The organism is Ruegeria sp. HKCCD9138 (genome assembly GCF_057220975.1).
Map to the genome: position 1 here is coordinate 1 of NZ_JBWVAZ010000010.1, position 13,848 is coordinate 13,848.

Here is a 13,848-nt window from a genome sequence, read left to right on the forward strand (position 1 = left end):
ACGCCGCAGAATAAAACAACACAATCAATATACCCCGCCGGTAAAACGGCGGGGTTTTTCGCCAATCGGAAACTCGTGTTCTGATTTGAAACCCTTTCTGATGTCGTTTTTACCCAACAAAGCGTCTTTTCCGCTTGCTGCAGGTGCGAAGGACCCATACCTCTGTCCGTGGGACACCCCTCCCCAACGAGGGGCGTGTATCTGGAAGGGTAATACAGATGACTATCGAACAACCGGCAACGCGGCCGGACAATCCGCGTTTTTCTTCGGGCCCGTGCGCCAAACCCCCTACATTTGATCTGACCAAACTCGCCGATGCTGCATTGGGCCGTTCGCACCGTGCCGCTGTTGGCAAGGGCAAGCTGAAGGCCGCCATCGAAGGCACGCGTGAGGTGCTCGGCATTCCGGCGGATTACAAAATCGGCATCGTTCCGGCCTCGGACACCGGTGCGGTCGAGATGGCGCTGTGGTCGCTGCTGGGTGAACGCAAGGTTGAAATGCTGGCCTGGGAGAGCTTTGGGGCTGGTTGGGTGACCGACGTGGTCAAACAGCTGAAGATCGACGCCGAAGTAAAAACGGCCGATTACGGTCAGATCGTCGATCTGGCCTCGGTCGATTTCGCGAATGACGTGGTGTTTACGTGGAACGGCACGACCTCGGGCGTACGGGTGCCGAACGGCGACTGGATCGCGGATGATCGACAGGGCCTTACAATCTGTGACGCAACCTCGGCGGCCTTTGCGATGGACCTGCCCTGGGACAAGCTGGATGTGACCACGTTCAGCTGGCAGAAGGTGCTGGGCGGTGAGGCTGCGCACGGGATGCTGATCCTGTCGCCCCGCGCAGTAGAGCGGCTGGAGAGCTACACCCCCGCATGGCCGCTGCCCAAGATTTTCCGCCTGACCAAGGGCGGCAAGTTGATCGAGGGCATTTTCACGGGTGCGACGATCAACACGCCGTCGATGCTGGCGGTCGAAGATTACCTGTTTGCGCTGGACTGGGCGCGTTCCGTGGGCGGCCTGAAAGGTCTGATCGCCCGAGCCGATACGAATGCCAGTGCGGTGCACACGTTCTGTGATCAGAACGACTGGATCGCCAATCTGGCCGAGGATGCGACAACGCAATCCAACACTTCGGTCTGTCTGAAATTCACCGACGCGCGCATTCAGGACGGAGCGACGTTTGCCAAGGCTGTCGCCAAACGGCTGGAGGCCGAAAACATCGCGCTGGATATCGGCGCCTATCGTGACGCACCCGCGGGCCTGCGTATCTGGTGCGGCGGTACGGTCGAGACCTCGGACATCGAGGCGATGCTGCCCTGGCTGGCATGGGCCTTCGAGGCCGAGATTGCAGCGCAAACCGAAGCTGCCTGACCTTTTCCACTGGGCCGCCTGAGGCCCGGACCTTCCATAAAATTCAAGGACCAGAGAATATGGCCCCCAAAGTACTCGTATCTGACAAGCTCAGCGAAACCGCCGTGCAGATCTTCCGCGACCGTGGCATCGACGTGGATTTCATGCCCGATCTGGGCAAGGACAAGGAAAAGCTGGCCGAGGTGATCGGCCAATATGACGGCCTTGCCATCCGTTCTGCCACAAAGGTGACTCCGACCATTCTGGAGAAAGCCGAAAAACTCAAGGTCATCGGTCGCGCCGGAATCGGTACCGACAACATCGACAAGGAGGCGGCCTCGAAAAAAGGTGTGATCGTGATGAACACGCCGTTCGGCAATATGATCACCACTGCCGAACATGCGATTGCGATGATGTTTGCCGTAGCGCGGCAGATCCCCGAAGCGTCAACATCGACCCATTCCGGCAAATGGGAAAAGTCCAAGTTCATGGGGATCGAGCTGACCAACAAAACGTTGGGCGTGATCGGTGCAGGCAATATCGGCGGCATCGTCTGCGAACGGGCGCACGGCCTGAAGATGAAGGTCATCGCTTATGATCCTTATCTGAGCGAGGAGAAAGCCGACAAGATGGGTGTCGAAAAGGTCGAACTGGACGAACTGCTGTCCCGCGCCGATTTCATCACGCTGCACGTGCCTTTGACGGATCAGACCCGCAACATCCTCAGCCGGAAAAACCTTGCCAAAACCAAGAAGGGTGTCCGCATCATCAACTGCGCGCGCGGCGGTCTGGTGGACGAGGTCGCTCTGGCAGAAATGCTGCAATCGGGTCATGTTGCGGGCGCGGCCTTTGACGTGTTCAGCGAAGAACCGGCCAAAGAGAACCCATTGTTCAATCTGCCCAACGTTGTTTGCACACCGCATTTGGGCGCGGCCACCACCGAAGCCCAGGAAAACGTGGCATTGCAGGTGGCAGAACAGATTTCAAACTACCTGCTGACCGGTGCAGTGGAAAACGCGTTGAACATGCCCAGCGTCACTGCGGAAGAGGCCAAGATCATGGGGCCATGGATCAAACTGGCCGGGCATCTGGGCAGCTTCATCGGCCAGATGACCGATGAACCGATCAAGGCGATCAACATCCTATATGACGGTGTGGCGGCTGAAATGAACCTGGCGGCACTGAACTGCGCCGTGATGGCGGGGATCATGAAAAAGTTCAACCCCGAGGTAAACATGGTTTCGGCGCCATTTGTTGCCAAAGAGCGCGGCATTCAGATCTCGACGACCAATCAGGACAAGTCGGGTGCCTTTGAGGGCTATATCAAGGTTACTGTCGTGACCGAAAAGCGCGAACGTTCTATCGGTGGCACCGTGTTCAGCGACGGCAAGCCACGGTTCATCCAGATCAAAGGAATAAATATCGATGCCGAGGTGGGGGCGCATATGCTCTATACCACCAACGAGGACGTGCCGGGTATCATCGGCACGCTGGGCCAGACCATGGGCGAAAGCAACGTGAACATCGCGAACTTTACTCTTGGCCGATCCGAAGCCGGCGGGGAAGCAATCGCGCTGCTTTATGTGGATGAACCGGTTCCGGCCGAAGCCCGCGCCAAATTGGCGGAAACGGGTCTGTTCACGCAGATCAAACCGCTGGAATTCGACGTGGCCTGATCACCCGCGTGTGGGGTTTCTGAGACATTTCGATGCCCGCGTCCCAAATGGCGCGGGTGTCGCCTTTCACGCGGCCGCGTTTTGCGCCAAAAGGTGGTCAAATCAACTGCCTGGGATATACCATGACGCACCCGATTTATGCCGTTGGCGACCTGCACGGGCAGATCGCGGAACTCGAACGGGTTCTGTCGCTGATCGAGCGCGACGGGGGACCGGACGCACGCGTCGTATTCCTCGGCGATTATATTGACAGAGGCCCGGACAGTCGCGGTGTTCTGGACCTGCTCATCGCGGGGCGAGATGCTGGGCGGGATTGGATTTTCCTTTTGGGCAATCACGACCGGATGTTTGCGTGGTTTCTGGAGGACATTCCCCGGCACGATCCGCATCTGCTGGTGGGGTATCACTGGCTGCATGAGGCGCTGGGTGGCGTGGAAACCTTGCGCAGCTACGGTGTCGATTTCGAGGGGCAAATCCGACTGGAAGATCTGCATACGCAGGCAATGGCCGCAGTTCCGAGGGCGCACGTGAGCTTCCTGCGCGATCTCGTGCTGATGCATCAGACGGCTGACCTCGCCTTTGTGCATGCTGGAATCCGACCTGGAATACCCCTGAGCGAGCAGGCCGAAAGCGATCTTGTCTGGATACGCAAAAGCTTTCACAGCCATGCTGGTGTGCACCCGAAACTGATTGTTCATGGCCATACACCGGTCGATCGCGCCACCCACTATGGGAATCGTGTCAACCTTGACACCGGTGCGGGTTATGGCCGTGCCGCCAGCGTCGCGGTTTTTGAAGGCCATTCGTGCTGGTTGCTGACGGACACCGGACGCGTGACGCTAAATCCTAGCCCTGCGTGAACATGTCCTTGTAGGATTCACGCAAGGCGTTCTTCTGCACTTTGCCCATCGTGTTTCGGGGCAATTCGTCCAGAACGATCAGTTTGCGGGGGTGTTTGAACCGGGCCAGTTCCGTCTGAACCGACGCCAGTATAGCCTGCAGGTCCGGCGATTGACCCGGTTCTGGCACAAGAATGCCAAGTACGGTTTCGCCGAAATCCGGATGAGGAACGCCGATCACGGCGCTTTCCAGCACGCCGGGCTGTTCGTCCAGCACCAGTTCAATTTCTTTGGGATAGATGTTGTACCCGCCCGAAATGATCAGATCCTTGCCGCGCCCGACGATGTGGACATAGCCGTCTTCATCCATGCGCCCCAGATCGCCGGTGATGAAGAACCCGTCCTCGCGCAGTTCGGCGGCCGTTTTCTCGGGCATCTGCCAGTAGCCTTTGAACACGTTCGGCCCGCGTACCTCGATCATGCCGATCTCGCCCTTTGGCAAGTCGTCACCCGTTTCCGGGTCGGTGATCTTCAGTTCAACGTCGGGCAGTGGAAACCCGACCGTGCCCGCCCGGCGCTCGCCGTCATAAGGGTTCGACGTGTTCATGTTGGTTTCCGTCATTCCGTACCGTTCCAGAATGCGATGCCCTGTGCGGGCCTCAAAGCGTTCGTGGGTTTCTGCCAGCAAGGGGGCCGAGCCTGAAATGAAAAGGCGCATATGCCCAGCCAGATCCCCGGTGAACCGATCATCACCGAGCAGCCTTGTGTAGAAAGTGGGCACGCCCATCATCGATGTTGCCTTCGGCATCAGACGCAGCACGTCATTCAGATCGAATTTCGGCAGAAAAACCATCGACCCGCCAGAGGCAAGGATGACATTTGTCGCCACAAACAGACCATGGGTGTGAAAGATCGGCAGCGCGTGCAGCAGCACATCTTGGCTTGAGAACCGCCATTCTTTCACAAGCGTTTCCGCGTTCGACAGCAGGTTCGCCTGTTTCAGCATGGCACCCTTGGACCGGCCTGTCGTGCCGGATGTGTAGAGAAAGGCGGCCAGGTCATCCTCGGATCGTTTTACCGGCTCGAAAGCGGGTAGCATGCCAAGGGCACGGCGCATCAGGCTGCCGGACCCATCAGCGTTCAATGTCTCGAGCCGAGCGTTCTGAGCCTGCGCAACGGGGGTCAGACCGTCTTTGTTCGTGGTATCGCATACAACCAGTCGGGCACCGCTGTTTTCGATGAAGTAGCTCAGTTCATGTGTTGTGTAGGCGGTGTTGAGCGGGAGAAAGATCAACCCCGTCTGCGCACAAGCCGCGTAAAGCGCCAGCGCCTCGGGCGATTTTTCGACCTGCACCGCGACACGGTCGCCTGGCTCCAACTCGTACCCAGCAAGGGTATTCGCGATCCGGGCGGCCATGTCCAGAAAGTCTGCGTGGGTCAATGTCCGGCCATCCGGAAGATGAAGAAAGGGCGTCGATTTACCTGCGTGAATGCCGAACAGCCGATCAAAAAGCGGGTTGCCCATCCGGTTATCCTTTCCTTCATCCTTGGGTCGATCGGCGTGAATCTGTCTTGGAATGGCAGGAGGGTAAAGCCCCGTGAAAGCTCTCTGCGCGACAGAGCTTATATTTGTGTCGTCATACGGTATCCTGCGCCAAAATACAGTTTGGCGAAAGTGACGGGCTGGCCCTGCAACCAGGTAATGCGTTCGGCGGTAAAGACAGGTTCACCTTCGGGAACGTCCAGAAAACCGGCCACCGTCGCGTCTGCGCGGCTGGCCAGAAAAGTCAGTTCGACATTGGTAAAAGGCACTGTCTGCACCAGCCAGTCATTCGGACCGATCAATGAAAAGTCCGCCTGTGCGACCTCCGGCACGCTGTCGATCACGATCCAGCGGTCCTCGTACTGGAACGGCGTGTTGCCGGAATAGTGCATGCAACGGACGTGAAGCACCGACTGCCCTGCGCTCAGCGCCAGTCTGGCGCCGAGCCAGTCCGGCGCAGGCTGCGTCACGGTCGAGACCAGCGCGTAGCGATAAGTTCCGCCCAGCGCCTCGATTTCATCGCGCACCAGAGGGATGGTAAAGCGCGCCTGTCTTTGGGGCGCGCTCAATACCCGCGTTCCGGCCTTGCGGCGGCGTTCAAGATAGCCTTCATCGGCCAGTTCGCGCAGAGCCCGGTTGACCGTGGTTCGGGTGCAGGAAAACGTGACGGCCAGATCCTGTTCGTTGGGCAGCAGCATGTCAGGCGGCCATTCGCCCGAGCGGATGCGATGCAGCACCGTCTGCTTGATGTCCTTGTAACTTGTTGTGTCGCCGGGGTGTGTCATGCCGTTTCCCTTGGATCAGTCGCTGGCCAGCAGCTCGGCGACTGCAGCGCGATAGGCAGGCAGTATGCTGTCTCGTGCAACGTGGCGACCGTCTTGAACCATATGCCGACCGGCAGACCACAAGTTCGTCACCAGCCCGTCGGGGGCCGCAAAACACAGACCGTCCAGCAACTGATCATCGCGAAGGGTGCAGAGGGCCGAATGCGAGCGGTCGAAACTCACAAGATCGGCCAGTTTTCCAGGCGCAATTTCCCCGGCCTTTCGCCCAAGGGCCTGCGCACCACCCTTTGCTGCGCCGGTATACAGCGATTGCCCCACCGAGCCCTCACCCTTGACCAGAATCGTGCGCGCCATATCGCGCAGACGTTGGGAATATTCCAGCATGCGCAGCTCCTCGGGCAGGGAAATCCGCACATTCGAATCCGATCCGACACCAAAAGCACCACCGTTTTCGATGTAAGCGGCGCCGTTGAAGATTCCGTCGCCCAGATTGGCCTCAGTGATCGGACACAGCCCGGCAACAGCGCCGGATTGGGCCAGATCGCGGGTTTCGTCATCGGTCATATGGGTCGCGTGGATCAGGCACCAACGGTCGTCCACCTCCACATTGTTCAGCAACCAGGCGACGGGACGCTGGCCCAGCGCTGCTTTGACATCCGCAACTTCCTTGAGCTGTTCCGAAATGTGAATGTGCACCGGTCCGCGCGGAACAAGCCCAAGTACCTGCTGCAAATCCGCCGGTGTTGTTGCGCGCAGGGAATGCGGCGCAAGGCCCAGAACCGAGTCGTCATGCGGCAGTGTCGTTCGGCATTCTGCAATCAGATCCAGAAATCGTCCGACATCATTGCCAAACCGCATCTGTCCACCCGCAAGGGGCTGCCGGGAAACGCCGCCGTAAGTATATAGAACCGGCAAATGTGTCAGGCCGATACCGGTCTGCCCGGCAGCGTCGAAAATGCGCTGACTGAGTTCCGACAACCGCGTGTATGGCACGCCGCCCGGTTGGTGGTGAACATAGTGAAACTCGCCGACCGCGGCGTATCCGGCCTCCTGCATTTCCATGTAGACCAGCGCTGCAATGGCCTGGACCTGGTCGGGAGTCATTCGGTCCAGAAACCGGTACATCAGGTTGCGCCATGTCCAGAAACTCTCACGCCCGGCGGCACGGACTTCGGTCATGCCAGCCATGGCCCGCTGAAACGCATGGCTGTGCAGGTTTCCCAGCGCGGGCAGCAGGATGTCGACCTGCACGTCGCCCGGTTTCGCGGCGGCGTCGTGTTCGAGCCTGCTGATATGCCCCTGTCCGATCTCCACCCGGATATTCGTCGCCCAATCAGAACCGATCAGGGCGGATTTTGCGTGAATACTCATGGTGGACCTGTTTTGTGTAGACTTTAATTGATTACACGTATACGAAAAATTCATTGGCAGGGGGAGTCCAAAAGAATCGCCATGACAAAAAAAACTGTTTTTTGCTGCAACCGGCTGGCCACGATGGACGGAGCAGAGCCTTATGGTCTGGTCGAAGATGCTGCGATTGCTGTCGACGGTGAAACGATTGTCTGGGTTGGTGCGCGATCGCGGCTACCTGCCGCATACGCAGATTGGCCTGTCGAGGATTTTGGCGACCGCCTCGTGACGCCGGCGCTGATCGATGCGCACACACATGTTGTCTTTGGCGGCAACCGGGCAAAAGAGTTCGAGATGCGGCTGAACGGCGCCACCTACGAGGAAGTTGCGCGCGCGGGCGGCGGTATTCTGTCCACGGTCAACGCAACGCGTGCCGCGACCGAGGATGAGCTGTTGGCCGGGTCCTTGCCGCGCGTCGATGCCTTGGTGTCCGAAGGTGCCGCTGTCATCGAAATCAAATCAGGCTACGGGCTGGATATCGAGACCGAGCTGCGAATGCTGCGTGCCGCGCGGCGCGTCGGGCAAGAACGCCCGGTCAGGGTCAGGACCAGTTTCCTGGGCGCGCATGCTGTGCCACCGGAATTCAAAGGGCAGGCGGATACTTACATCGATGAGGTTTGTATCCCGGCCTTGCGTGCAGCCCATGCCGAAGGTCTGGTAGATGCCGTGGACGGATTCTGCGAAGGCATCGCCTTTGACCCGTCCCAGATCGCCCGGGTGTTCGATGTGGCACAAGAATTGGGTCTGCGGGTCAAGCTGCATGCCGAGCAGTTGTCCAATCTGGGCGGAGCCCGGCTTGCGGCCTCCTACGGGGCGCTGTCGGCGGATCATATCGAATATCTCGATGAGGACGGTGTATTGGCGATGTCCGAAGCCGGAACTGCGGCGGTTCTGTTGCCGGGGGCGTTCTACACGTTGCATGAGACTCAGCTGCCACCAATTGATCTGCTGCGCCGGCATCGTGTCCCGGTGGCGCTGGCAACGGACTGTAATCCGGGGTCATCACCGCTGACGTCATTGCTGCTGACGATGAACATGGGGTGCACCCTGTTCCGCATGACACCGGAAGAAGCGTTGGCGGGTGTTACCCGCAATGCAGCCCGCGCTCTGGGATTGACAGATGTCGGGGTGATCGCGCCCGGCTATCGGGCTGATCTGGCCGTATGGGATGTCGATCAACCTGCCGAGCTGTCCTATCGCATCGGGTTCAATCCGCTCTGTAAACGTATTTTCGGAGGCGTCGAATGAGTTCGGTTGTTCTCAGTCCGGGCAATGTATCGCTGGCGCAGTTGGCGGAAATCTATTGGCGCGAAACGCCAATCGCTCTGGATGAAACCTGCAAGCCCGGGGTTGAGGCCGCGGCGCAGCGAATTGCCAAAGCTGCAGCCGGGTCGCAGGCCGTGTACGGCGTCAACACCGGCTTCGGCAAGCTCGCCAGTCACAAGATCGCGCCCGAAGATACCTCGACCTTGCAGCGCAACCTGATCCTCAGCCATTGCTGCGGTGTGGGTGAGGCCGTGCCGCGCCGGTTGGTTCGGCTGATGATGTCCCTCAAGCTGCTGTCCTTCGGGCGTGGCGCATCCGGTGTGCGGTGGGCGTTGATCGAGCTTTTGCAGCAGATGCTGGCGCGCGGTGTAACGCCGGTGATACCGGCGCAGGGCTCGGTCGGTGCGTCCGGGGACCTGGCCCCGCTGGCGCATATGACTGCCGTTGTAATCGGTGAGGGCGAGGCACAAGTGAATGGGGAGATACTGCCCGGTGCGGAAGCCCTGAAGACCGTTGGCCTGACGCCAATCTCTCTGGGCCCCAAGGAGGGCTTGGCTTTCATCAACGGCACCCAGTTTTCGACGGCCTACGCCTTGGCCGGACTGTTCGAGGCATGGCGCGCGGCCCAGAACGCGTTGGTGGTTTCCGCCATGTCAACAGACGCCATCATGGGCTCGACCGCGCCGCTGCAACCCGAGATTCACGCGCTGCGGGGACATCGTGGCCAGATGGACGCGGCCAGCGCCATGCGGGCCGCCCTGGCCGGATCGGTGATCCGTGAAAGCCATCGCGAAGGGGATACGCGGGTTCAGGACCCTTATTGCATTCGCTGTCAGCCCCAGGTCACGGGCGCGGCGATGGATGTGATGCGGCAGGCGGCCGGCACATTAGCGACCGAAGCGAACGCAGCCACCGACAACCCGCTGGTCCTGTCCGACCCCGAGGCAATTGTGTCCGGCGGCAATTTTCATGCCGAACCCGTGGGCTTCGCCGCGGATATGATCGCGCTGGCGGTGTCGGAAATCGGCGCCATTGCCCAGCGGCGCATTGCGCTGATGGTCGACCCTGCGCTCAGTTTCGACCTGCCGCCATTCCTGACACCCAATCCGGGCCTGAACTCCGGCCTGATGATTGCCGAGGTCACCACCGCTGCTTTGATGAGCGAAAACAAGCATCTGGCAAACCCTTGCGTGACCGACAGCACGCCCACTTCGGCCAATCAGGAGGATCACGTGTCGATGGCCGCCCACGGTGCGCGGCGTCTGACGCGGATGGTGGACAACCTGAATTACATTCTTGGAATCGAATTGCTCTGTGCGGCGCAGGGTGTCGAATTCCGCGCACCGCTACCCACGAGCGATCCGTTGCTGCGCGCCATTGCATGTCTGCGGACCCATGTTCCCGCCCTCGGTGACGACCGGTATCTCGCGCCGGAGCTTGAGACCGCCCGCACGTTGATTGCTGGCGGCGATATTCTGGACGCCGCCGGTGTCGAGATGCCCGGATTGTTCTGATGCAGGTGTTCGATGTCCAACGTGGTGACGGACCCATTGTCTTGGGTCAACCTCATGGAGGTACATATGTTCCCGACCGGATTGCAAAGCGTCTGAACGAAAACGGGCGTGCCTTGGCAGATACGGACTGGCACATCAACCGGCTTTATGACGGCCTGGCCAATGCCACGGTCGTTCAATCGCATGTGCATCGCTATGTGATCGACGCCAACCGGGATCCGGCGGGCGTTTCGCTTTATCCCGGCCAGAACACGACGACGCTGGTACCGCTGACGGATTTCGACGGCAAACCGATCTGGACAGACGGGCAGGAACCTTCGGCGGATGAGATCGAAGCGCGTCGCGAAGAGTTTCACGCTCCCTACCATGCGGCTCTGACGCAGGAGCTGCATCGGGTACGAGACAAACACGGCGTCGCGATCCTGTTTGACTGTCATTCGATCCGTTCGAACATACCGTACCTATTCGATGGCGAATTGCCGGTGTTCAATACCGGCACCAATCTCGGCGCGACGTGCCATCCGCTGATCGAACAGGGTGTAAATGACGTGGCACGCAACGCCTGCGGCATGACATCCGTGCTCAACGGGCGCTTCAAGGGTGGTTGGACGACGCGACACTATGGCCGTCCGGCGAACGGCACCCATGCGATTCAGATGGAAATCGCCCAACGGGCGTATATGGATGAAACGCCGCCCTGGGCATGGCGGGAAGGCCGCGCCAACATCCTGCGCCCGTATCTCAAGACAATGCTGACCCGCCTGACAGAACTCGCCCTGTCTGGTGCGTTAACCGATCACAAGGAGCCCTGACATGAGCGATCCGCGCAAGAACACCCGCGATATCTTTCCGCCCACCGGGCCCGAGCTGAATGCCAAAAGCTGGGTGACCGAGGCACCGTTACGAATGCTGATGAACAACCTGCATCCGGACGTGGCAGAGAACCCGCATGAACTGGTCGTCTATGGCGGCATCGGACGTGCGGCACGCACGTGGAACGACTTTGACCGGATCGTTGCCGGACTGAAAGACCTGGAAGAAGACGAAACCCTGATCGTCCAGTCCGGCAAACCAGTGGCAATCATCCGCACCCATAAGGACGCCCCCCGCGTGCTGATCGCCAATTCGAACCTCGTACCGCATTGGGCGACCTGGGATCACTTCAACGAGCTCGATAAGAAGGGCCTGATGATGTACGGCCAGATGACGGCCGGTTCATGGATCTATATCGGCACGCAGGGCATCGTTCAGGGCACCTACGAAACATTTGCCGAGGCCGGGCGCCAGCATTATGGCGGTGACCTGTCGGGCAAGTGGATTCTGACCGGCGGTCTGGGCGGCATGGGTGGTGCACAGCCGCTGGCGGCGGTGTTTGCCGGGGCCTGCTGTCTGGCGGTCGAGTGTAACCCGGACAGCATCGATTTCCGCCTGCGCACCAAGTACCTCGACGAAAAGGCGGAAACGTTGGACGAAGCGCTTGAGATGATCGACCGCTGGACCAAGGCCGGCGAGGCGAAATCTGTTGGTCTTCTCGGCAATGCGGCGGAAATATTCCCCGAGATCTACGCCCGCATGCAGGCCGGCGGCATGCGCCCTGACATTGTCACCGACCAGACCAGCGCGCACGATCCGATCAACGGATATCTGCCTCTGGGCTGGTCGATGGCCGAGTGGCGCGACAAGCGCGAGAGCGATCCCAAAGCGGTCGAAAAGGCTGCGCGGGCCTCGATGAAGCAGCACGTGGCGGCAATGGTCGATTTCTGGAATGCAGGCGTTCCGACGCTGGATTACGGCAACAATATCCGACAGGTGGCGCAGGACGAGGGGCTTGAGAATGCCTTTGCCTTCCCCGGTTTTGTCCCGGCCTATATCCGCCCGTTGTTCTGCAAGGGCATCGGCCCGTTCCGCTGGTGCGCCTTGTCAGGTGACCCCGAGGATATCTACAAAACCGATGCCAAGATGAAGGAGTTGTTCCCCGAAAACGAGCACCTGCATCGCTGGCTCGACATGGCGCAGGAGCGCATCGCCTTTCAGGGCCTGCCCGCACGTATCTGTTGGATTGGCCTCGGCGACCGCCACCGCGCAGGTCTGGCGTTCAATGAGATGGTCGCCAATGGCGAGCTGAAGGCGCCCGTCGTCATTGGGCGCGACCACCTGGACAGCGGCTCGGTCGCCAGCCCGAACCGCGAGACCGAGGCGATGCTGGACGGTTCCGACGCGGTGTCGGACTGGCCGCTGCTGAACGCGCTGATCAACACCGCCAGCGGCGCGACCTGGGTATCGCTGCATCATGGTGGCGGCGTCGGCATGGGGTTCAGCCAGCATGCCGGTGTCGTGATCTGCGCAGACGGGACCGGGGATGCGGCCCGGCGGCTGGAACGCGTGCTGTGGAACGACCCGGCGTCGGGTGTCTGGCGCCATGCCGACGCGGGGTACGATATCGCCAAGGAATGCGCCCGCGAACATGGTCTGCGCCTGCCCGGAATTCTGGGATAGACCAAAACTGTCTCTGGCGAAAATGCTGCACCTGCGATATGCGCAGGTGAGCACGCCGGAGGTCGAAAATGCACATTGCCACTCTGCTAACCAATCCGACAGCGCCGTCGCTGGAGCCGGCGCTGATCGAGTCGTTGCGCAATGCCTGGGGTGGCGGCGAAGTCGTCTGGCTGAGCCCGGACGAGGCGGCGGAATTCTCTCTGTCGGAAGTGCCCGGCAATCACTGGGACACCTGGGCAGAATTGCAGCAGATGGGCGTGGACCTGATCGTCCAGCCCGCCGAAGGGCGGCGCAAGAAGATGCTGCTGGCGGATATGGACAGCACCATGATCCAGCAGGAGTGCATTGACGAACTGGCCGATGAGGCCGGTGTCGGCGACCGCGTCAAGGACATTACCGCGCGCGCCATGAATGGTGAGCTGGATTTCGAAGGCGCGCTGACCGAACGCGTCGGCCTGCTGAAAGGTCTGGATGAGGGCGTGATCGGCAAGGTGCTGAACGAACGGATCACATTGATGCCTGGCGGAAAGGCTTTGCTGGCCACGATGCGCGCAAACGGGGCCTATGCCGCGCTGGTTTCTGGCGGGTTCACCGCCTTTACGGCCCGCGTGGCCAATGAGCTTGGTTTTGATGAAAACCGGGCGAACACCTTGTTGGCCGATTGCGGCAAGCTGACTGGTGAGGTGCAAAGGCCCATTTTGGGGCGACAGGCCAAAATCGAAGCTTTGGAGCAGATTTCGACCCGCCTGGGGATTAACGAGTCTGATGTGATCGCAGTGGGCGACGGGGCAAACGATCTTGGCATGCTCGGCAGGGCCGGGACCGGTGTGGCGCTGCATGCCAAACCCTCGGTCGCAGCAAAGTGTGACGTGCGGGTCAACCACGGTGACCTGACGGCCTTGCTCTATCTCCAAGGGTACAGCCGCTCAAAATTTATTGCGTCCTGAGGGGCTTCCCTTAATTTAAC

The 13,848-nt window shown here is 60.1% G+C and carries 11 protein-coding genes; 8 read left to right on the plus strand and 3 right to left on the minus strand.

The features are described 5' to 3' along the window. The first annotated feature begins 218 nt into the window (after positions 1-218). From AC2TEL_RS16015 to AC2TEL_RS16025, 3 genes are all read left to right on the plus strand, one after another. A complete protein-coding gene (locus tag AC2TEL_RS16015) occupies positions 219-1,373 on the plus strand; it encodes a phosphoserine transaminase (RefSeq protein WP_480905271.1) in 1,155 nt (384 codons plus the stop codon). A gap of 59 nt (positions 1,374-1,432) precedes the next feature. Further along, positions 1,433-3,028: a phosphoglycerate dehydrogenase gene (gene serA, locus AC2TEL_RS16020; protein WP_480905274.1), complete on the plus strand. Its 1,596-nt coding sequence runs from the start codon at positions 1,433-1,435 to the stop codon at positions 3,026-3,028. Between the two features lie 122 nt (positions 3,029-3,150). Next, entirely contained in the window at positions 3,151-3,888 is a 738-nt protein-coding gene (locus AC2TEL_RS16025; protein WP_480905553.1) for a metallophosphoesterase family protein, read from the plus strand. Here AC2TEL_RS16025 and AC2TEL_RS16030 read toward each other — a convergent pair. The 3 genes from AC2TEL_RS16030 to AC2TEL_RS16040 form a co-directional block, all read right to left on the minus strand. Beyond that, entirely contained in the window at positions 3,875-5,392 is a 1,518-nt protein-coding gene (locus AC2TEL_RS16030) for a malonate--CoA ligase (RefSeq protein WP_480905276.1), read from the minus strand. The genes AC2TEL_RS16025 and AC2TEL_RS16030 overlap by 14 nt on opposite strands. Positions 5,393-5,490: 98 nt before the next feature. Next, positions 5,491-6,195, minus strand: coding sequence for a histidine utilization transcriptional repressor HutC (locus AC2TEL_RS16035; protein ID WP_480905279.1), 705 nt, complete (start codon positions 6,193-6,195; stop codon positions 5,491-5,493). A 15-nt stretch (positions 6,196-6,210) separates the two neighbouring features. After that, entirely contained in the window at positions 6,211-7,566 is a 1,356-nt protein-coding gene (locus AC2TEL_RS16040) for a formimidoylglutamate deiminase (protein WP_480905282.1), read from the minus strand. An 81-nt stretch (positions 7,567-7,647) separates the two neighbouring features. On the opposite strand from AC2TEL_RS16040, the gene hutI reads away from it, so the two are divergent. From hutI to serB, 5 genes are all read left to right on the plus strand, one after another. Then, positions 7,648-8,853 carry an imidazolonepropionase gene (hutI, locus tag AC2TEL_RS16045; protein WP_480905285.1) on the plus strand — a complete coding sequence of 402 codons (1,206 nt, stop codon included), beginning with the start codon at positions 7,648-7,650 and terminating at the stop codon, positions 8,851-8,853. Then, positions 8,850-10,385: a histidine ammonia-lyase gene (gene hutH / locus AC2TEL_RS16050; RefSeq protein WP_480905288.1), complete on the plus strand. Its 1,536-nt coding sequence runs from the start codon at positions 8,850-8,852 to the stop codon at positions 10,383-10,385. The genes hutI and hutH overlap by 4 nt, the downstream gene beginning before the upstream one ends. Continuing rightward, entirely contained in the window at positions 10,385-11,197 is an 813-nt protein-coding gene (hutG, locus tag AC2TEL_RS16055) for an N-formylglutamate deformylase (protein WP_480905290.1), read from the plus strand. Before hutH ends, hutG begins: the two co-directional genes overlap by 1 nt. 1 nt (position 11,198) lies before the next feature. After that, complete coding sequence (hutU, locus tag AC2TEL_RS16060; protein WP_480841398.1) at positions 11,199-12,881, plus strand: urocanate hydratase; 1,683 nt, start codon at positions 11,199-11,201, stop codon at positions 12,879-12,881. 68 nt (positions 12,882-12,949) lie between these two features. Further along, positions 12,950-13,828 carry a phosphoserine phosphatase SerB gene (gene serB, locus AC2TEL_RS16065; RefSeq protein WP_480905293.1) on the plus strand — a complete coding sequence of 293 codons (879 nt, stop codon included), beginning with the start codon at positions 12,950-12,952 and terminating at the stop codon, positions 13,826-13,828. Positions 13,829-13,848 lie beyond the last annotated feature (20 nt).

Coding starts and splice junctions, on each gene's coding strand:
- AC2TEL_RS16015 (WP_480905271.1), top strand. CDS start 219: ATGACTATCGAACAACCGGCAACGCGGCCGGACAATCCGCGTTTTTCT.
- serA (WP_480905274.1), top strand. CDS start 1,433: ATGGCCCCCAAAGTACTCGTATCTGACAAGCTCAGCGAAACCGCCGTG.
- AC2TEL_RS16025 (WP_480905553.1), top strand. CDS start 3,151: ATGACGCACCCGATTTATGCCGTTGGCGACCTGCACGGGCAGATCGCG.
- AC2TEL_RS16030 (WP_480905276.1), bottom strand. CDS start 5,392: ATGGGCAACCCGCTTTTTGATCGGCTGTTCGGCATTCACGCAGGTAAA.
- AC2TEL_RS16035 (WP_480905279.1), bottom strand. CDS start 6,195: ATGACACACCCCGGCGACACAACAAGTTACAAGGACATCAAGCAGACG.
- AC2TEL_RS16040 (WP_480905282.1), bottom strand. CDS start 7,566: ATGAGTATTCACGCAAAATCCGCCCTGATCGGTTCTGATTGGGCGACG.
- hutI (WP_480905285.1), top strand. CDS start 7,648: ATGACAAAAAAAACTGTTTTTTGCTGCAACCGGCTGGCCACGATGGAC.
- hutH (WP_480905288.1), top strand. CDS start 8,850: ATGAGTTCGGTTGTTCTCAGTCCGGGCAATGTATCGCTGGCGCAGTTG.
- hutG (WP_480905290.1), top strand. CDS start 10,385: ATGCAGGTGTTCGATGTCCAACGTGGTGACGGACCCATTGTCTTGGGT.
- hutU (WP_480841398.1), top strand. CDS start 11,199: ATGAGCGATCCGCGCAAGAACACCCGCGATATCTTTCCGCCCACCGGG.
- serB (WP_480905293.1), top strand. CDS start 12,950: ATGCACATTGCCACTCTGCTAACCAATCCGACAGCGCCGTCGCTGGAG.